Origin of the sequence: Xenorhabdus griffiniae (assembly GCF_015163655.1) — a bacterium.
Classification (GTDB): domain Bacteria; phylum Pseudomonadota; class Gammaproteobacteria; order Enterobacterales; family Enterobacteriaceae; genus Xenorhabdus; species Xenorhabdus griffiniae.
In genome coordinates, this window is sequence record NZ_JADEUF010000010.1 from 32,308 (window position 1) to 53,385 (window position 21,078).

The following is a 21,078-nucleotide window of genomic DNA, read 5'->3' on the forward strand; positions in this document are numbered from 1 at the left end:
AAACCGCGGATAGCCGTCGCCAGATAGGCGTTGATTCGTTCTGGCGTAATTTCGGTTATGGTCTGGGTAGTGAGTAGGAAGTCGTCTCCTAAGTCATCGACTGATAAGGAGATAGGATAGTTAGTGCCCTCTTCTGCGGACAAAATACGAATGCCTGTCCAAGTGGAATCAACCGCTTCTGCTGCATTTAAAGCGCTATGACGATAATTCAGTAAGGTACTGAACAGCGGCATGGGTTGCTCCACGCCACTGCAACGTTGTGCCAGTACTAATGGGGCTTGTTCATGTTCCAGCAAGGCGATCAGATTGTGATAAGTATCCTGCACGATATCTTGTACCGTATGTCCGTCCAGCGAGATGCGCAGGGGCAAGGTGTTAATAAACATGCCCAGTATTTGATCCGCCCCTGCACCACCTTGCAGACGTCCCGATAGCACGGAGCCAAATACCACGTCATCACGGCCACTGGTCTGAGCTAACACTTGCGCCCATGCCACATGGAATAGCACACTGGGGCTGACGCTTAAACGACGTGCCTGCGTGCGGATGGCTTTGGCCAGATCGGGGGCGATAGGGTGACGGGCCTCAGCCACGCAGTCGTTGTCAGGATGTACCTTGAGTATTCCAAAGGGTGCCGTGGGTTCATCAATATCCGCCAGTTGGGTGCGGAAATAAGCCTCATGATCAGTGGTCGGGGTAGCCAGGGTTTGAGCGATAAAGTTGCGGTAAGGCAATACCGCTGGCAGCCTCTCCGTCTTGCCCTGCAAGATAAGTGTGATTTCCGCCAAAATCAGCTCTAAGGTCAAATGATCACTGACCAGATGATGGAAGCGTAGCGCCAGCAGCCATTCATCCTGTGCCGGATTCGGGGCGATATCAGCGGCAAACAGGGGCGCCTGATTTAAATTGATACGGTGCTGGCGTGGATCGGTATGACGCTTGAGTTGGGTGACAACGTCACCCGTTGTAGTGGGGGTGAAGGTGTTAACTTTCAGCGGTGCCTGACGCCAGACCACTTGCACCGGTTGTGCCAGTTCTCGCCAGCAAACGGCGGTACGCAGAATATCATGGCGGTCGATAACCCGTTGCAGCGCTGTTAAGAAGGCATTGAGGCGCTCACGGGTATCGAACGCGAGCACGCTTTGCAGCAGATAATTATCCCCCTGTGTTTGTAGCAGATGATGGAACAAAATCCCTTCCTGTAACGGCGCGAGGGGATAGATATCCTGCACATTGGCACCGCCACCCGGAACAGTATTAACGATGGCATCAATTTCAGTCTGGGACAGGGAAACCAAAGGCAGCATAGCGGGGGTAATGGTTGTGCAACCTTCAGCGATGAGATTGGGGGGTACGACAAAGGTGTTGGCATCACGCCGGACAGTCTGCGCCATATCAATCAGGACAGGGGCGACGAAGACACTGCGAACGTCGAGCTGCCAGCCCAGATTGCGCAGTTCTTCGATCAGACTGACAATCATCAGTGAATGGCCACCGAGTTCGAAGAAATGATCATGGCGCCCAACTCGCTCCAGCCCCAATAATTTTTGCCAAATCTGGGCGAGGGTAATTTCCATCTCACCGATAGGGCTTGCATAATGGCGTACCACAATGGCGGATGAATCTGGAGCAGGCAGGGCCTGACGGTCAAGTTTGCCATTGGGCGTTAAAGGGAAAGAGGCCAACGTGACAAAAGCGCTGGGTAACATATAGTCGGCAAGGTGTTGGGCGAGTTGCTGGCGCAGTTCAGCCGGCACCAACTCCACGCCCTCCCGTGGCCGCAGATAGGCCACCAGCCGTTTCTGGCCGGGCTCATCTTCACGGGCTAATACCACGGCTTCGCGCACGCCATGACATTGTTCCAGTTTTGCCTCGATTTCCCCCAATTCAATGCGGAAGCCCCGCAGTTTGACCTGAAAATCATTGCGGCCCAGGTATTCGATATTGCCATCGGGCAACCAGCGACCGAGGTCACCGGTCTTGTACAGGCGGGCATTTGGCGCGGTTGAAAAAGGATCAGGAATAAAACGTTCTGCCGTCAGTTCCGGCAGGTTGAAGTAACCGCGGGACACACCCGCACCGCCAATGTAAATCTCACCGGCTACCCCAAGAGGCACCGGCTGTCCCTGGGCATCCAGGATATAAATCTGGGTATTGGCGATCGGTTTTCCGATGGGAATGTTGTCAACGATACTTGCCTGATGACGGGTATCAAACGTGATGCAACCCACCACCGTTTCCGTGGGGCCATATTCGTTGATAATGCGTGATTCTGGTGACAGTTCACGCCAAAGTGCAACAACGGATTGGGGAAGTGCCTCCCCGCCGACGATGAAGCAACGGGCAGGACATGTCCGTTTTTCTGCCAGTAATCCCTTACCTATTGCCGCGAAATGGGTTGGGGTGACATTAACCAGAGTGGTGGGTGCCATTGAAGGGGATAACAATGCGGGCACCAATTCAGTCAGCGTCTGACCTTCACGGATAAGGTGGAGTTTGCCGCCACACAGCAGGGGTAAATAAAGGCTGGAGACGGTGGCATCAAACGCAAACGGGGATGACACGATACTGTCGGTCGGTCTGGTCGTGACATAATAACTCAGCCCCCATTGCAGGTAATTTCTAAATCCGGCGTGTTCAACCATGACGCCTTTGGGTTGACCCGTTGAGCCAGAGGTATAAATCACATAGGCCAGGTGATGTGAAGTCAGCCCCAGCGTTTGTGGATCAGGGTTATCTGCTGTACCCTTGTCGAAAACCAGAGCATCAAGTAACACATGTGGCAGGCGGGTGCCTAGCCTGTCAACCAGTGACGTCTGGGTCAGTAAAACCACCGGTGCGGCATCGTCCAGCACATAGGCCAACCGTTCGGGCGGATAAGTGGGGGAAAGCGGAACATAAGCCCCTCCCGCCTTAAGGACAGCCAGCAAGCCAATCACCATTTCCGGGCTGCGTTCGACACAAATGGCGACCCGATCATCAGGACGTACCCCCAATCCAATCAGGTGATGGGCTAACTGGTTGGCACGGCGGTTTAACTCACCATAGCTGATCGTTTGTTCCTCAAATACAACGGCGATAGCTTCAGGATGTTGTGCGGCCTGCGCTTCAAATAGTTGGTGGATCAACGCGTCTTGTGGGAAGCTCTGTTGGGTGGCATTGAATTCCACCAACAGCTGCCGTCGCTCCGATTCTGGCAGCAGGGGCAGGGCACCAATAAGTTGTGTCTCATCCGCCACCATAGCGGTCAACACATTTGTCAGGTAACCCGCCAAACGCTCAATGGTCGTGGCGTCGAATAAATCCGTGGCGTAGGCCAGTTCACCGACCAGGCGGCCGTCCTCATTTTCGGCCAATGACAAGGTCAAATCAAAATGGGCACTGTAGTGTTCCTGCTCAATATGGGTGAGTTGTAGCTCAGGCAAGGCTAACGCTTGTCGTGATATATGTTGTGGTGTGTTGTTTAAGGCCAGCATCACCTGGAAGAGGGGGCTGTAACTCAGGTTGCGTTCGGGCTGGAGCGCTTCCACCACCTGTTCAAAGGGCAGATCCTGATGGGCATAGGCCGCGAAAGCGTGTTCCCGCACTTGGGCGAGCAAATCAGCAACACGACTGGAATTATCCAGCGTGATACGTAAGGCCAGTGTATTGACAAAGAACCCGATTAATCCTTCCAGTTCATGATGTGGGCGGTTAGCAACCGGGGTGCCGATGACAATATCCTCCTGTCCACTCAGCCGGGCCAATACGATACTCCAGGCACTGAGTACGGTCATAAATAAGGTGGTGCGATGGCGCTGTCCAAGACGCTTAAGCGCAGTCAATAAGTCTGCATCAAAATTGACAGGGAGCCGGCTGCCAACATAGGACTGCACCGCTGGGCGGGGTCGGTCGGTTGGCAATGTCAATAAAGCCGGCGCACCTTCAAGCTGGGAACACCAGAAGTCGCGCTGTTTCGCAATGGCACTTTCTTGTAACCATTCTCGCTGCCAGACGGCATAGTCGGCGTACTGAATCGGCAAGGGGGGTAAGGGAGCATCTTGGCTGTCGAGGGCGGCGCGGTAAAGGGCGCTGAATTCACGCAGCAATACGCCGATGGACCAGCCATCAGAGATAATATGATGTTGGGTAAGCAGCAAGATATGCTCATCATCAGTCAGTTGCAGCAAATGCCCCCGCAGCAGCGGGCCTTGAGTCAGGTCAAACGGTGTTTGGGCTTCGAGATCGGTTAATTCCGCGATACGGTTGCTATGGGCGTCTGGCGTTAATGTGCGTAGATCCTGATAAGACAGGGGAAAACCCCTATCAGCCGGATCGATTTGCTGGCAAGGTTGGCCGGAAACCAGCACAAAGCGGGTACGCAGGCTTTCATGGCGGGCGACCAGAAGATCAAGGGCGCGGATTAAAGCCGGGCGATGAAGCTGGCCGCTTAGGCGCAACGTCATCGGGATATGGTAGGCCAGGCTAGCCGCCGGATCGAGCTGAGCGAGGAACCATAAACGTTGTTGAGCAAAGGACAAGGGCAGTGGTTGGTGACGGTCAGCGACAGGGATGGAGGCCTGTGTGGTGGTTGACGCATCAGCCAGCGAGTGAGCCAGATCGCGCAAAAGCGGTTGGTCAAAGAGTTGCTGTAACGGTAACTCACGGGCCAATTGTTGACGAATGCGGGCTGCCAATTGGACAGCCAGCAGGGAATGGCCGCCGAGTTCGAAGAAGTGATCGTAACGGCCGACATGTTCCAGTCCGAGCAGATCTTGCCAAATCTCAGCCAGGATGATTTCTGTTTCACCCTCGGGGGCTTCATAGCGGCGCGTGACCACCGCGGATAAATCCGGTGCCGGCAGAGCCCGGCGATCCAGCTTGCCGTTGGGGGTGAGCGGGAAGGCATCCAGCGTGATAAAGGCACTGGGTAACATATACTCAGCCAGATGCTGGGCGAGTTGCTGTCGTAACTCAGCCGGAACTAATTCAATTCCTTCTTGTGGTAGCAGATAGGCCACCAGTCGCTTTTGTCCGGGTTCATCTTCGCGGGCTAATACCACGGCTTCACGCACGCCGTCACATTGGGTCAGTCTGGCTTCTATTTCGCCCAACTCGATACGGAAGCCGCGCAGTTTGACCTGAAAATCATTGCGGCCGAGGTATTCGATATTGCCATCGGGCAGCCAGCGACCGAGGTCGCCGGTTTTGTACATGCGGGCATCGGGCTCTGAAGAGAACGGATCGGCAAGGAAGCGTTCGGCGGTCAGTTCAGGGTGATTCAGATAACCGCGGGCGACGCCGTCACCGGCGATATGGATTTCTCCCGCCACACCGACAGGAACCGGTTGCCCCTGCGTATCCAGAATATAAATCTGGGTATTGGCAATCGGACGGCCGATAGGAATGGAATGGCTGACATCAACAGGGGAAGTAATCGTATAGGTGGTGGCAAATGTTGTGGTTTCTGTTGGCCCATACCCATTTATCAAGTAGGCGGGTTGGGACATCGCCAACTGCACCTGTTGTATCTTTCTCGGATCAAGGATATCCCCGCCGACAAGCAGGTAACGTAATTGCCCAAACAGGGGAGTGAGATTATCCAAATATTCGTTAAATAAGCCGACCGTTAACCAAAGTGCTGTGATCTGTCCTTTTACCAGTACATTGAAGAAATGTACCGGATTAAGCAGCACCGATTGTGGAACCACATGCAAGCGGGCCCCATTGAGTAAGGCAGACCAGATTTCCCAGGTTGAGGCATCAAAAGCGATATTGGCACAATTGGCGACGCAGTCATTCGGATCAATATCAGCAAATCCGCTATTAACGATAAGACGAAGGACATTGCGGTGCTCGACCATCACTCCCTTCGGTTGACCAGTCGATCCTGACGTGTAAATGACATAGGCCAAATGGTGTGATGTCAGTCCCAGTGCTTGTATGTCGGGATTATCCGTTGACTGTGATGCTAATATTGGCGCTTGATTGTCAAATAAACGGTCAAGTAAAACGGTTGGCACTGTGTTGGGAAGCTTGTTGACTTGTGCTGTTTGGATTAGCGCTATTACGGGGATGGCATCTTCCAGCATATAGGCCAGCCGTTCAGTCGGGTAGTCTGGGTTGAGTGGGACATAGGCGCCACCGGCCTTAAGAATAGCCAGTAAGCCGATCACCATCTCCAGACTGCGTTCGACACAGAGGACGACCCGATCATCTGGACGTACCCCCAATGTAATCAGGTAATGGGCTAACTGATTGGCACGACGGTTTAACTCACCATAGCTGAGCGTTTGCCCCTCAAAGACAACGGCAATCGCGTCGGGATGCTGGGCAGCCTGCATCTCAAACAGTTGGTGGATCATTGCATCCCGCGGGAAATCGGCTTGAGTGGCGTTGAAGTTTATCAGCACTTGTTGCCGTTCTGCTTTCGGTAAGATAGGGATAGTCCGAAGCGCTTGTTGCGGGTGATGAATCAAGGCATCGATCAAACCGCTAATGGCTGTGGTCAGGTAAGTATTGATACGTTCGGGAACAATGTCAGTGACGGTCAGGGCGGTCAGTTGGAAATTATCCCCAAAGTCATCGACTGACAGGGTAATAGGATAATTGGTCTGTTCCTCAGCCGAAACCAGGCGCAGGTGCATTGCTGTCCATATGGTATCATTGGTTTCCCCTTTATCAGCCTGGCTATGGCGATAATTGAGCAGGCTGCTGAACAGCGGCAATGGTGGAGCTACGCCACTGCACCGTTGGGCCAGCGCTAACGGGGCCTGCTCATGCTCCAGCAAAGTGGTTAGATTCTGATAGGTCTCCTGTACGCTTTCCTGTACCGTGCGCTCGCCCAGAGAAATACGCAGGGGAAGCGTATTGATAAACATCCCAAGTATGCGCTCAGCCCCTGCACCGCCTTGCAGACGACCTAACAGTACGGAGCCAAATACTACGTCATCGCGGCCGCTGGTGTGGGCCAATACCTGCGCCCAGGCCACATGGAACAGCACACTGGCACTGACGCCCAGCCGACGCGCTTGAGTGCGGATTGCCTTTGCCAATGTGGGGTCAAGCAGAAGGCTATGTTCGTTGATGGCACTATTATCGTTGGGTACACCGAGTATCCCAAAGGGGGAGGTGGGTTCATCAATATCCGCCAGTTGGCTATGGAAATAGACTTCATGTTCTGCCGCTGGTGTGCTTAATGTTTGGGCAATAAAGTTGCGATAGGGCAGCGTGGGGGGCAATGTTTTAGCGTTACCCTGTAATATCTGGACAATCTCGGCGAAAATCAGATCTGAGGTCATATGGTCATTGACCAGATGATGGAAGCGCAGTGCCAGCAACCACTCATTTTGTGCGGGATCATGGGCGATATCGGCGGCAAAGAGCGGCGCCTGGTTCAAATTAATACGATGCTGGCGTGGATCAGTGTGAGCCAGTAACTGCGCTGGAATATCATCCGTCGAGAGCGGGGTGAATTCATCGACAGTCATTAATGCCTGACGCCAGACCACCTGCACCGGCTGCTCCAGTCCTTGCCAATAAATTGCGGTGCGCAGGATGTCATGACGATCAATAACTTGCTGTAAAGCTGCCAGAAAGGCATCAAGATGTTCGCGAGTATCACAGGCAAATACGATCCGTAATAAATAGGCGTCACCTTGTGTCTGTAACAGATGATGGAACAGGATCCCTTCCTGCAACGGGGCTAGTGGGTAAATATCCTGTACATTACGGGCTCCACCGGAAACGGTATCAACGATGGCATCGATCTCAGTTTGGGAAAGCGAAACCAATGGCAACATATCGGGGGTAATGGCCGTACAGCTTTCAGGAATAAGGTTGGGTGGCACCACGAAAGCAGGAGTGTCATGCTGGATAGCCAGGGCCATATCGGTGAGGATCGGTGAGGCGAACACACTACGAACTTCGAGATGCCAGCCTAAATTGTGCAGTTCGTCCACCAGGCTGACAATCATCAGTGAATGGCCGCCGAGTTCAAAGAAATGGTCATGGCGGCTGACTTGTTTCAGATTTAAGAGTTTTTGCCAAATCTGTGCCAGGGCGATTTCTTTCTCACCGACGGGCGCGGCATAGCTGCGGGCGACGACGGCCGATAAATCCGGGGCCGGCAGCGCCTGACGGTTAAGTTTGCCATTGGGGGTAAGCGGGAAAGTTTCTAACATAACAAACGCACTGGGTAACATGTATTCAGCAAGATGCTGAGTCAGTTGCTGACGCAATTCAGCCGGCACCAGTTCAATCCCCTCCAATGGACGCAGATAGGCCACCAGCCGTTTCTGGCCGGGCTCATCTTCGCGCGCCAGCACGACCGCTTCGCGTACGCCGTCACATTGCCTCAGTTTGGCTTCGATTTCCCCCAGTTCGATACGGAAGCCCCGTAACTTGACCTGAAAATCATTGCGGTCTAGGTATTCAATATTGCCATCGGGCAGCCAGCGGGCCAGATCGCCAGTTTTGTACATGCGGGCGTCGGGTTGCGAAGAGAACGGATCGGGCAGGAAGCGTTCAGCGGTCAATTCAGGCCGGTTCAGGTAACCGCGAGCCACGCCGTCACCGGCAATATGGATTTCACCTGTTACCCCGATAGGAACGGGTTGACCCTGCGTATCCAGAATATAAATTTGGGTATTCGCAATGGGGTGCCCAATGGGGATTTTTCTGCTTTTACCTTCAACGCCCTCGTCTTCCATAACAGGAAGTTCATAAGCAGTGGCAAATGTGGTTGTCTCGGTTGGCCCATACACATGCAGTAAGTGTTTGGGGGGGTGTTCAGTTCTGAGACGAATAGCCGGACGGTTATCCGTCTGTTCACCGCCGAACAGGACATAGCGTAAGCCAGAGAGGGATGGCCCAATGAGATCCGCGTATTGGTTAAACAGGGCGGTGGTCAGGAACAGGGCGCTGACACCTTCCGATGACAGACACTGACCAAACTGCGTGGGCTGGAGCAAGACTTTTTCCGGGATAAGCACAATACGCGCCCCATGCACCAGCCCCGCCCACACTTCCCAGGTGGTGGCGTCAAATGAAACATTGGCGCAATGGGCAATACAGTCGTCAGGGCCAATCTCAGCAAAGCCACTGTTAATGATAAGACGCAGGACATTGCGATGTTCGACCATCACGCCTTTAGGTTGCCCCGTCGAGCCGGAAGTGTAAATCACATAAGCCAGATGGCGTGATGTCAGCCCCAATGTCTGGGCTTGCGGATTGTGCGTTGGCTGGGTTTCCAGTAACGCTTCCTGAGCATCAAGCACGATGACCGGCACCGTTACAGTGACGCTGTCACGCAATCTGTCGTATTGTGCGGTCTGGGTGAGTAACACCACCGGGGCGGCATCGTCCAGCATATAAGCCAGCCGTTCGGTGGGATAAGCCGGATCGAGCGGCACATAAGCGCCGCCCGCTTTAAGGATGCCCAGTAAGCCCACGATGGCGTCCAGACTGCGTTCAGCACAAATTGCTACCCGATCATCCGGCCGCACGCCGACAGTTATCAGGGCATGGGCCAGCTGATTAGCGCGATGATTTAACTCACCGTAGCTCAGGGTCTGGTTTTCATAGACGACCGCAATGCTCTCGGGATGCTGTGCGGCCTGGGCTTCAAACAGCGAGTGGATCAACGCGTTTTGCGGGAAATCGGCCTGAGTGGCATTAAAATCCACCAGCAGTTGTTGCCGTTCTGATACGGGCAGCATCGGTAACGTGGCAATGCGTTGGGTGTCATCCGCCGCCATGGCGGCCAGCACGTTGTTGAAATAATCCACTATCCGCTCAACGGTGGTGGCATCGAATAAATCGCTGGCATATTCCAGCTCACCGACTAAACCCGCCTCGGTTTCGGTCAGTGACAAGGTCAGATCAAAGTGAGCACTGGGGTGCATTTGTTCAATGGGCGTGCATTGGACCTCGGGCAATGCCAGTGTCTGGGCGGGAGTGTTATTTAAGGCCAGCATCACCTGAAAGATCGGGCTGTAGCTGAGATTACGTTCGGGCTGGATCGCTTCCACCACCTGCTCAAAGGGCAAATCTTGATGGGCATAGGCGGCTAGTGCTCGCTCCCGCACCTGGGCCAGCAGATCAGCCACACTGAGATCGTCATTGAAGGTAATGCGTAAGGCCAGTGTGTTAACAAAGAAACCGATTAACCCTTCCAGTTCCTGATGTGGACGGTTAGCAACCGGCGTACCGATAACGATATCATCCTGCCCGCTAAGTCGGGCCAGTACCAGACTCCAGGCACTGAGTACCGTCATAAACAAGGTGGTGTGATGGCGCAATCCCAGTTTTTTCAGTGAGTCCAATAAGCCTGCTTCAATGTGCACAGGGACTCGGCTGCCAACAAAGGATTGTATTGCCGGACGCGGCCGGTCGGTTGGGAGGGAGAGTAAGGCCGGTGCGTCTTCAAGCTGGGTGCACCAGAAATCACGTTGTGCCGTGAACACGGCCTCTTCCTCTTGCAGCCAGTGGCGCTGCCAGACGGCATAGTCGGCATACTGAATTGGCAGGGGCGGTAAGGGTGCGTCTTGACCATCAAGGATAGCGCGATAAAGCACATTGAGCTCATGCATCAGCACACCGACGGACCAGCCATCAGTGATAATATGATGCTGGGTAAATAGCAATATATGCTCTTCATCGGTCAGTTGCAGTAAATGACCCCGTAGCAGCGGGCCTTGGGTAAAGTCAAAAGGCGTTTTGGCATCCAGTGTCGTTAATTCCGCAATACAATTGCTCTGTGCTTCAGCGGGTAATGAACGCAGATCCTGATAAGTCAGGGTAAAACCGATATCCGCCGAATCGATGTGCTGGCAAGGTTGGCCGGCAACCAGCGTAAAGCGGGTACGCAAGCTTTCATGGCGGGCGATTAATTGGTTGAATGCACCGGTTAAGGCCGAACGATGAAGCGGCCCTGTCAGGCGCAATGCCACAGGAATATGGTAAGCCAGGCTGGCTGCCGGATCGAGTTGACCCAGGAACCAGAGCCTTTGCTGAGCAAAGGACAGGGGCAACGGCTGGCTGCGCTCAGCGACCGGGATCACGATCTGTGCCATTGTCGAAGCACTTGTGAGCGTTTGAGCCAATTGCATTAAAACCGGTTGCTCAAAAAGTTGCTGTAACGGCAACTCGCGCGCTAATAATTGGCGGACCCGTGCCACTAATTGGGTAGCAAGCAGGGAATGACCACCGAGTTCGAAGAAATGATCGTGACGACCGACTTGCTCCAGGCTCAACAACTCTTGCCAAATTTGAACCAGAGCGATTTCTATTTCACCGATGGGCGCTTCATAGCTGCGAGCGACGACGGCTGATAAATCAGGCGCAGGCAGAGCCTGACGGTCGAGTTTGCCGTTGGGCGTCAATGGAAAAGTGTCCAAGGTAACAAAGGCACTGGGCAACATATAGTCAGCGAGGTGCTGAGCAAGTTGCTGGCGCAATGTAGCGGGCTCCAATTCAACGTTTTTCTGCGCTAACAGGTAGGCCACCAACCGTTTTTGCCCAGGTTCATCTTCGCGAGCAATAACCACCGCTTCGCGCACCCCCGCACATTGAGTAAGTCTGGCCTCGATTTCCCCCAACTCAATGCGGAAGCCCCGCAATTTGACCTGAAAATCATTGCGGCCGAGGTATTCAATATTGCCATCGGGCCGCCAGCGGCCGAGATCGCCGGTTTTGTACATGCGTGCATTAGGGTTGGAAGAGAATGGGTCAGCGAGGAAGCGCTCGGCAGTCAGTTCAGGGCGATTCAGATAACCGCGAGCCACACCAGCCCCCGCGATATAAATTTCCCCCACTGCACCGCGGGGAACAAGCTGGCCGTGTGCATCCAGAATATAAATTCGGGTATTGGCGATCGGGCGGCCAATCGGTGGCGGATTATCCCCTGTATAGGAAGTGCAGGGATAGAGCGTGGCACAGATCGTGGTTTCCGTTGGCCCATAGGCATTAAGCATTTTCCGCCCGGGTGACCAGCGTTTGACTAAGGTTGATGAACAGGCTTCTCCCCCCACCATCAAGGTTTGCAGAGTATCGGGCAGGAAATCCATCGCGGCCAATGCAGTCGGTGACAAGATAACATGGCTGATGGCTTGGTCTGTTAAGTAACTGGACAGTATGGTTCCCGGCAACAAATGGGTTCGTTTGGCGAGATAGAGACGCGCACCGGCCATTAAGGTCATACAATATTCCCAGATACTGGGATCGAAACTGTTTGAGATGAACTGTAATACACGACTGTCGGCGGTGAGTGCCAGAACATGTTGCTGGGTGGTGACCAAGTTGCACAGGTTATGATGTTCAATCATCACCCCTTTCGGTTGCCCGGTTGAACCGGATGTATAAATGACATAGGCCAGATGGCGGGACATCAACCCCAGGGCTTGAGGATTTGGGTTATCTTCTGGTTGATGTGCCAGACAGGGTTCGGGGTTATCCAGCAAGACGGTTGGCAAGGTATCAATCTGAGCGAGCCATTCTGACTGGGCTAGCCCTGATTGGGTCAGTAAAGCTACGGGGGCGGCATCGTCCAGTATATAGACCAATCGTTCGGTCGGATAAGTGGGATCAAGCGGCACATAAGCCCCACCCGCTTTGAGGATAGCCAAAAAGCCGACCATCATTTCCAGACTGCGTTCGACACAGAGGGCGACCCGATCATCTGGACGCACGCCCAGCGCAATCAGATAATGGGCCAGTTGGTTGGCACGGCGATTAAGCTCGTCATAGCTCAGGGATTGCTCTGCAAACACGACGGCTGTTGCATTGGGTGTTTTGGCAATTTGTGCTTCGATCAATTGATGGATCAGGGTTTCTTGCGGGAAATCCATCTGTGTGGCATTGAAATCCACCAGTAATTGTTGCCGCTCTGTTAGTGGTAATAGCGGTAAGCATCGGATCGGGGTTTCTGGAGACGTCAGGGCGGCTTCGATTAACACCATAAGACGTGACTGGAGGGCTGTTGCTTCAGCACGGCTCAGGTAATGGGGCGAAAAATTAAACTCAAGTGTGACCGGTTTTTGGGCATCTTCACTGTTAGCGAATGCATATTGGTGAAGCGCAATAACAAGCGGGCATGGGGCGCCACGTTGTATTTTTGAGTATTTGAGTGTGGCATCGGGGATATCGGCGTTCACGTCTATCTGTTCAAATGCCAGCATGATATCGAATAACTGGGTACGTCCGGTCTGCTGCTGGATTTGTGTGAGCCGGTTGATTTCCGAGATTGGCAAACGTTGATGTTTGTAGCAACGCCTTAATTCTGTTGCCGTTTTCCCCATCACATCAAGGAAAGTATCATGGGGTGAAACGGTGATCCCGACCGGGATCACCGATGAAAACATCCCTGCCGTGCGTTTTTGTTGGCTGTTTTTACGGTTATCTACGGGGATGCCAATAACAATATCTTCATCTTCGGCACGGTTTGTCAGCGAGTAAGCCGTGCGTGAAAAATAGCAAGCCAGTGCGGCATACATAAAATGCAGGACAGACAATCCATGTGCAGCGACGGTATCTTCTATTCGTTGGAAAAGCGTTTTATCCAGTGGCCAGGCTAGTGGTTCGACATATTCATTATCTGCTGTTTTCTCTAAAGTTGCGGGCTGAATTAAGGCAGGCGGTAAATTTTTATAGCGCTCTGACCAGAATTGTTGATCTTGCTGATAACGTTTTGAGTTTAAATAAGCGTTATCTTCATGAATAAAGTCGAGATAAGAGGGCGCCGCTTTTGGCGATTTCTTTCCTCTGCTGAGCCGAGTATATGTATTGGCTATTTCTGTGGTAATCAGTCTTAACGTCGTCGTATCGCCAATAAGATGATGACAGCAAAACTGACAGTACCAACGGTTATCACTTACCCGTAACAGGGCAAAACGCCATAGTTCACTGTACAAATCAAACGGTCGTTTGAAGGCAGTACGGATATATTGTTCAGCTTGTTCTTCTGCGTTGTCATGATCTGAAAAATCGTGGATTGTTACGGATACAGGCAAAGCATCGGTGAGTACTTGCTGTGGTAATTCCTCAGTCTTAACGAGTTGTAAACGCAATACATCATGGCGACAAACAACAGTCTCAATAGCGTGTACTAACAATGCGTCATCCAATTTTCCCTCAACAAGGAGCACTGAACCTAAGTTATAGCAGATACTATGAGGGCGGCTGAGCTGGTTGAGCCAGACGACTTGCTGGGAAGAACTGAGTGGAAATTTAATATTATTGCGTGACATAGGCATTGCTTAACTCCTGCTTGTGATACTAATTAGCTGGACTAATCAATTTAATTTGAGTTAGGTAACAGAGCTGCACGCTAGAATATGATTGGTTAACTAACTCTTTTATAAACGGATGCTTTGTTTTTTTAATTTTTGTTATAAAAAGAAGGGATTTGTGTATTTTTGATTTTTTGTATAAAAAATATTGATATAAATATGGTGATAGGGCGTTTGCCATTTACAACACGATATGAAACCTGATATCTCCCCGCTTCGTGGGGAGATATCACACGCATCTTGAAGTGAGATTGGTATATTCAACAGATTAAGTTGTGTAGCGTTTGCCAAAACGGGCTTTGTTGTGCTAGCTGACGCTGCTCTTCAAGCATATTTTCGAGTATTGCCAACGTGGTCAGAGGATTTGCCAGCACGACACGCAAAACGGTTGTGGGTTGTCGATCCCATTGCACGGGTTTGAGACTGGTATGTGAGACAAAAGATTTTCCGGCGGACCACTGCACCGCTTGGATATTCTGGTTCAGTGCATTAATTGCTTCATGCAATTGCTGTTTCATCTGGTCTGAACTCTCCCGTAGTGCCTGTAATACCTTTGGCGGCACGTATCGGTAGGTCAACAGGCAAAGCTGTGGTTCACTGATCAACTCGAAATCTTCTTGCTGGCGGATGAGATTGGCGAATTGTTGTGCTTTCTCGATGCTTGCATCGATCAGGCCAGCCAATCTTTGGCGGCCAAGCAAATGGAAGTTACTGTGTAACATCAACGACATTGCACTGCGTGAACCTTCCAAAGTATGGCGCCCCAGATCCTTTGACCCCTTGCGTACAATATAATTAGCATGCTGGGCGATGGCGTTGGTCAGGGTAGGCTGACGGAACAACACCATACCTGCTCCCATAGGGACATACATTTGTTTATGTGCATCGATCGTGACGGTATCAGCACGTTCGATACCCGTAAATAAGTGTCGGTAGCGTTCGGACAGCAAACTCGCTCCGCCCCAGGCGGCATCGACATGAAAATGACACTGTTCTTGTTCAGCGATATCCGCCAGAAGATCCAGCGGGTCAATGGCACCGGTTTCTGTGGTGCCAGCTATTCCGACAATCGCCATAGGCTTGATATTGCGCTGGCGCAGTTTTTGCAATTGTGTGAGCAGAGCATCAATGCTGATCCGCCCCTCTCTGTCGGCATCCACTTTTATCAGGGCATCCTGCCCTAATCCAAGAATATCCACCGCTTTTTTCAGCGAATAGTGTCCGAGTTCCGATACCAAAATAGCTAAGCCACTATAGCCATAATGCATCATCCCCCTGGCTAATCCCTCACGTGCAAGACCAGCAAACTCTCCGTCGGCGGGCATAAGCTTGTTTCGGCACGCCCACATGGCGGTTAAATTAGCCACGGTTCCACCAGAACAGAAGGTCGCCAGCGCATGATCACTGTTGTGCAGCCACTGTTTATAGAAAGTTTCATCACCGCGATACACCAGCTTGTGCATCATACCCAGAACCTGCCGTTCCAGCGCAGTTAAAATATGCGATGTTTCCAGTTTGACCAGATTCTGATTCAGGGCTGTTACTATCTTGCCAAGAGCAGGCAAATGTCTGGGGAGAGCCGATGTCATGTGACCGACAAAGGCCGGTGATGATACAGGCACAACTTGATTGAGGATATTTTCGCTCAGATACTGGGTATATGCCCCAGCATCAACCGGAGATTCTGGGATAATCACGGAGGAGAACTGACTTTCAATTTCCGTTAGTTCGCGTATGGGTTTGTTTAATTCGCGCAGACAATAAGCGACAGGGTCACTAGCAATTTCCGTTTCCAGTCCGGCCAGATCTTCGTCACCGACAGCGGAAATAAACTGGTTGAGCAGTGCTTGCCATTCTTGCTCATCCAGACAGTGCGTGTTAAGCGTTTTTTTATCCGTTTCGTCGTGATCCAGGCTGTCAGGAAAATACAGCATAGTTTGCCTCTTTAGAGTCATTAATAATATCGGTCATGTTTTTCTCTCACTTCTGCCATAGGCGGGTTACCCATTGCCCGACATGGGGGGTGGATAACAGGGTCATATGATTGCCGGGCACAACTATCGTATTGAGTTCTGCCACCAGAAGACGCCATTGGGTTTCGCGACTCCTCCTTTCATTCTTATCGCCTTCCTCAGCGTTAACCAGATGGACAAGTCCCTTATAACGGGCACGAGGAATATAACTGGTGTTCAGATTAGCCTGCATAACGCGAATAATCCCTTGCAACAGCGATATTGGTGTTTTGGCCGGGAAAAGGCCGGCCTTAACCAAGGCACTGTGCAGGTGCTGAATTTGTTCATCCGCGGCCAGGTTAGCAAAATCTTGCCGGGCGAGCGGAAGCGGCTGATTTAATATCATATTATAGATATCGATTAACTCCATGATTGTCTCAATACGGTTGACTGACTTGAGAGCTTTTCCTTGCTGGTCAGGTTCATCGGTATCGATAAGAATCAGCTTGGATACCTGTTCCCCTTCCGCTTGCAATTGCAAGGCGATTTCAAAGGCAATCCAGCCGCCAAAAGAGTGGCCTAGCAGGTGATAGGGACCATAAGGTTGGACTTGTCGGATTTTTTGGATATAAGCACGGGCTGCGCCTTCAACACTGCGGTAAGGGGAATGATGTTCAGTCGTGAACCCACGTGCCTGTAAAGCGTATACCGGAAGTTGTGCTGGGAACGATAGGGCCAGTTCGAGCAGACTGGACGGGCTGGCGCCGGCACCCGGTAGGCAAAAGAGCGGCGATACGGATGGCGTGCCCTGCTGGATCATAACCCGTGGGTCGAAGGAAGGCATATCCGGTAAATTTTCAGTGATTGAATCCACGATTTGGTTGAGCAGAGGCGAATGCATAATGGAAAAGTGCGTCCCGCCGATAGGGTGGAGCACCGAATCGTGACCGACAATGCCATGCCAGCCGTGCCAACTGTCGCCGTTAACTAACTCTTCCGCCGTATAGAGGTGGACAGGTAAGGTGGATTTTTGCGCGATATATCCCTGACCAAGCTGTGTAATCATCTCGGCGGTATAGAAACGCAGAAGAATATCTTCGCGCGTGATGCCCGCCGACAGCCATTGGCGTTCGATACAGTGATCAAGCACTTGCTCCAGATCACTGAGGCTGTGCAGCTCTGCTAACGCTTCCTCATCGCCAATCATTTTTTGAGTACGCAGTGCGTTAATGATTAATTCTATTCGCCTTGCTTCTTCGTCTATAGAGAAGTCATCACTGTCTTTATGGGTGTGATAATAGGAATCGATCATACCAAGAAACGCGACTGTCTCACCCTCACAGGTTAATTGTTGGGCTATTTCATAGGCAATCAACCCGCCAATCGACCAGCCCATCAGACGATAAGGTCCTTGGGGTTGGAGGCGGCGAATGGCCTGAATATGGCAGGCGGCAAGTGCTTCAATCGACATCGGAGGGTGTGCCAATGTATGGATGCCAAGCGCCTGTAAAGCATAGACGGGAAGTTCAGGGGGTAGTAAGGCAGCCAGGGGAGAATACACCAGGGGATCGCCGGAAGTTTCGTGCACTAAGAATAAAGGGAGCAAGGAACCTGCCGGGCTGAGTGGGACAGGGTTTGCATCAAATGGGGATACAGGCATGACGAAGTGCTCCTTAGTAGCCAGGGCCAGATCACATAAGGTTGGATGGGCGAACAGGGTGGTCAGTGAAACCTGCATATTTTGTTCACGCATACGATTCAACAACTGTATAGCGAGCAGCGAGTGCCCGCCAAGCTCAAAGAAATGATTATGACGACTGATTTTTTCCAGTCCTAACAAATCCTGCCAGATTTGGGCCAGAGCGGTTTCTGTCTTGCCGATAGGCGATTCATAGCCACGCACCACGAAAGCGGACTGATCGGGAACAGGTAACGCCTGTCGGTCGAGTTTGCCGTTAGGGGTTAGCGGAAAAGTCGTTAACGAGACAAAGGCACTGGGCAGCATATAGTCGGCAAGATATTGGGCAAGTTGCTGGCGCAGTGTGGTTGGCAGCAACTCAATTCTTTCCTGCGGCCGTAAATAGGCGACCAGTCGTTTTTGACCGGGCGTATCTTCACGAACCAGCACCACCGCTTCGCGTACCCCGTCACATTGGCTGAGTCTGGCTTCGATTTCTTCCAGTTCAATGCGGAAGCCACGCAGCTTGATCTGAAAATCAGTGCGGCCGAGGTATTCAATATTGCCATCGGGCAGCCAGCGGCCGAGATCGCCGGTTTTGTACATGCGGGCGTCTGGCTCCGCAGAGAACGGATTAGTGAGAAAACGTTCGGCCGTCAGTTCAGGGCGATTCAAATAACCGCGGGCCACGCCAGCGCCTGCGATATGGATTTCACCAGTAACACCGATGGGAACGGGTTGACTATGTGCATCCAGAATATAAATCTGGGTATTGGCAATCGGGCGGCCTATAGGAATAGAACGGGTTGCATCAATAAGAGCAGTCATTTCGTAGGTTGCAGCAAACGTCGTGGTTTCCGTTGGACCATAGCCATTAATGAAATGTACAGGTTGGGACTTAGCCAATTGCACCTGCTGTATCCTCCTGGGATCGAGCACATCGCCGCCAATAAGCAGGTAGCGCAATTGCCCTAACAGGGGCTTGAGGCTATCGAAATAGGCGTTGAACAAGCCCACCGTTAACCAAAGGGCGGTAACGTGCCCCTTCATTAGGGAAGTGCAGAAATGAGCCGGATCGAGTAGTACAGATTGTGGAACGATGTACAGACATCCTCCATTGAGCAGGGCAGACCAGATTTCCCAGGTTGAGGCGTCAAAAGCGATATTGGCACAATGAGCGACACAGTCGTGCGCACCGATATCTGCGTAAGCATTATTAATCACCAGCCGATTGATACTGCGGTGCTCGACCATCACTCCTTTCGGCTGGCCGGTTGAGCCAGACGTATAGATCACATAGGCCAGATGGCGTGACGTGAGTCCCAGTGTATGTGCTTGCGGGTTGTGGGTCGGTTGCGTTGCCAAACATGGATCTGGTGCATCAAGCAATACTTTGGGTATGGTGTTGTCCAGTCGGTTAACCTGTGTTGTTTGCGTTAGCAAGGCCACGGGTCTTGCATCCTCAAGCATATAGATCAGCCGCTCAGTCGGATAGTTTGGGTCGATAGGGACGTAAGCCCCGCCAGCCTTAAGGATACCCAGTAAGCCGACGATTGTGTCTAAACTGCGTTCAGCACAAATCGCTACCCGATCATCCGGGCGCACACCCAGCGTGATCAAATAATGGGCCAGCCGATTGGCGCGGCGGTTGAGTTCACCATAGCTCAGTGTCTGGCCTTCATAGACAATAGCAAGAGTATCAGGATGCTGTTCTGCATGAGTTTCAAACAGTTGGTGGATCAGGGCATCTTGCGGAAAATCCGTTTGAGTGGCGTTGAAATTTATCAATAGCTGTTGCTGTTCTGATTCCGGCAGCATCGGCAAGGCAGCAATGCGTTGTGTTTCATCTGCCACTATCGCCATCAGTATATTGGTTAAGTAACTGATCATACGCTCAACAGTTGCAGCATCGAACAGCGCGGTAGCATAGGACAAGGCGCCGGTTAAACCTGCTTCAGTTTCTGCCAGTGATAATGTCAAATCAAAATGAGTGGTGTGATACGTCTGTTCAAATGGTGTGAGCCGTAGTTCAGGCAAGATGAGAGTTTGGGCTGGCGTATTATTTAAGGCCAGCATCACCTGGAAGAGCGGGCTGTGGCCCAGACTACGTTCAGGTTGGAGGGCTTCTACCACCTGCTCGAAAGGCAGATCCTGATGGGCGTAGGCGGCCAGCGCCCGTTCGCGAACTTGTGCAAGCAGATCAGCCACACTGAGTTCATCATTGAATGTAACGCGCAAGGCTAGCGTATTGACGAAGAACCCTATCAACCCTTCAAGCTCATGATGCGGGCGGTTAGCGACTGGAGTACCAATAACGATATCATCTTGTCCACTGAGTCGGGCCAGCACGATACTCCAGGCACTCAATAGGGTCATAAACAGCGTAGTGTTATGGCGCTGTCCAAGTTCCTTCAGTGACGTCAATAAGGTGGTATCAAGCTGGAAAGAGATTTGGCCACCGATATAGGTTTGTATGGCTGGGCGTGGCCGATCGGTGGGTAACGTCAGTAAGGCCGGTACGCCTTCAAGCTGAGTACACCAGAAATCACGTTGTGCAGCGAGGGTGGTTGCTTTTAACTGTTCATGTTGCCAGACCGCATAATCAGCATATTGAATGGGTAGTGGTGGTAAAGGATCTTCATTGCCATCAAGTGCCGCACAGTAGAAAATCCCCAATTCTCGTACCAGCACGCCAATAGACCAACCGTCGGTAATAATATGGTGTTGTGTGAGTAGCAACACGTGTTCCTTATCCGCCAGTTGCAGCAGTTGACCGCGGATCAGGGGGCCTTGAGCAAAATCGAAGGGAGTCTGGGCTTCAAGGGTCGCGAGTTCAGTTACCCGCTTGATATGCAAAGTGGGATCGAGCTGACGCAAGTCCTGACAGGACAGGGCAAAACCGATATCCGCCGGGGCGATTTGCTGGCTGGGTTGGCCTGCAACCAGCACGAAACGTGTCCGCAGACTTTCATGCCGAGCCACCAGACGATCAAACGCCGTCATCAGGGCATGGCGATTGAGTGAACCGGACAAGCGTAGCGCCGCAGGGAGATGGTAGGCTTGACTCGCTGCCGGATCGAGCTGACCGAGGAACCATAACCGCTGTTGAGCAAAGGATAAAGGCAAGGGCTGGCTGCGATCAGCTGGGGAGATCACGGTTTGTGTGAGAGTGGCCGTTTCT

General features: G+C 52.1%; 2 protein-coding genes and 1 pseudogene (1 of these 3 only partly in view). All 3 read right to left on the reverse strand.

What is annotated here, in order from left to right; translation table 11 throughout:
- Positions 1-14,231, reverse strand: partial view of a non-ribosomal peptide synthase/polyketide synthase gene (locus tag IQ211_RS03350; protein ID WP_193836325.1) — the 5' portion only. 8,425 nt of this gene lie to the left of the window's left edge; only the first 14,231 of its 22,656 coding nucleotides appear in the window; it begins with the start codon at positions 14,229-14,231; the stop codon falls past the left edge of the window.
- A 296-nt stretch (positions 14,232-14,527) separates the two neighbouring features.
- The gene (gene panP, locus IQ211_RS03355) at positions 14,528-16,201 is read right to left on the reverse strand and encodes a pyridoxal-dependent aspartate 1-decarboxylase PanP (protein WP_189760895.1); all 1,674 of its coding nucleotides are present in this window, start codon (positions 16,199-16,201) and stop codon (positions 14,528-14,530) included.
- A 46-nt stretch (positions 16,202-16,247) separates the two neighbouring features.
- Positions 16,248-21,059: pseudogene (locus IQ211_RS03360) on the reverse strand (amino acid adenylation domain-containing protein); the annotation flags it as partial.
- Positions 21,060-21,078 lie beyond the last annotated feature (19 nt).

What these genes read in the sequence shown, in the direction of transcription:
- panP (WP_189760895.1), bottom strand. Translation starts at nt 16,201, where the DNA reads ATGCTGTATTTTCCTGACAGCCTGGATCACGACGAAACGGATAAAAAA.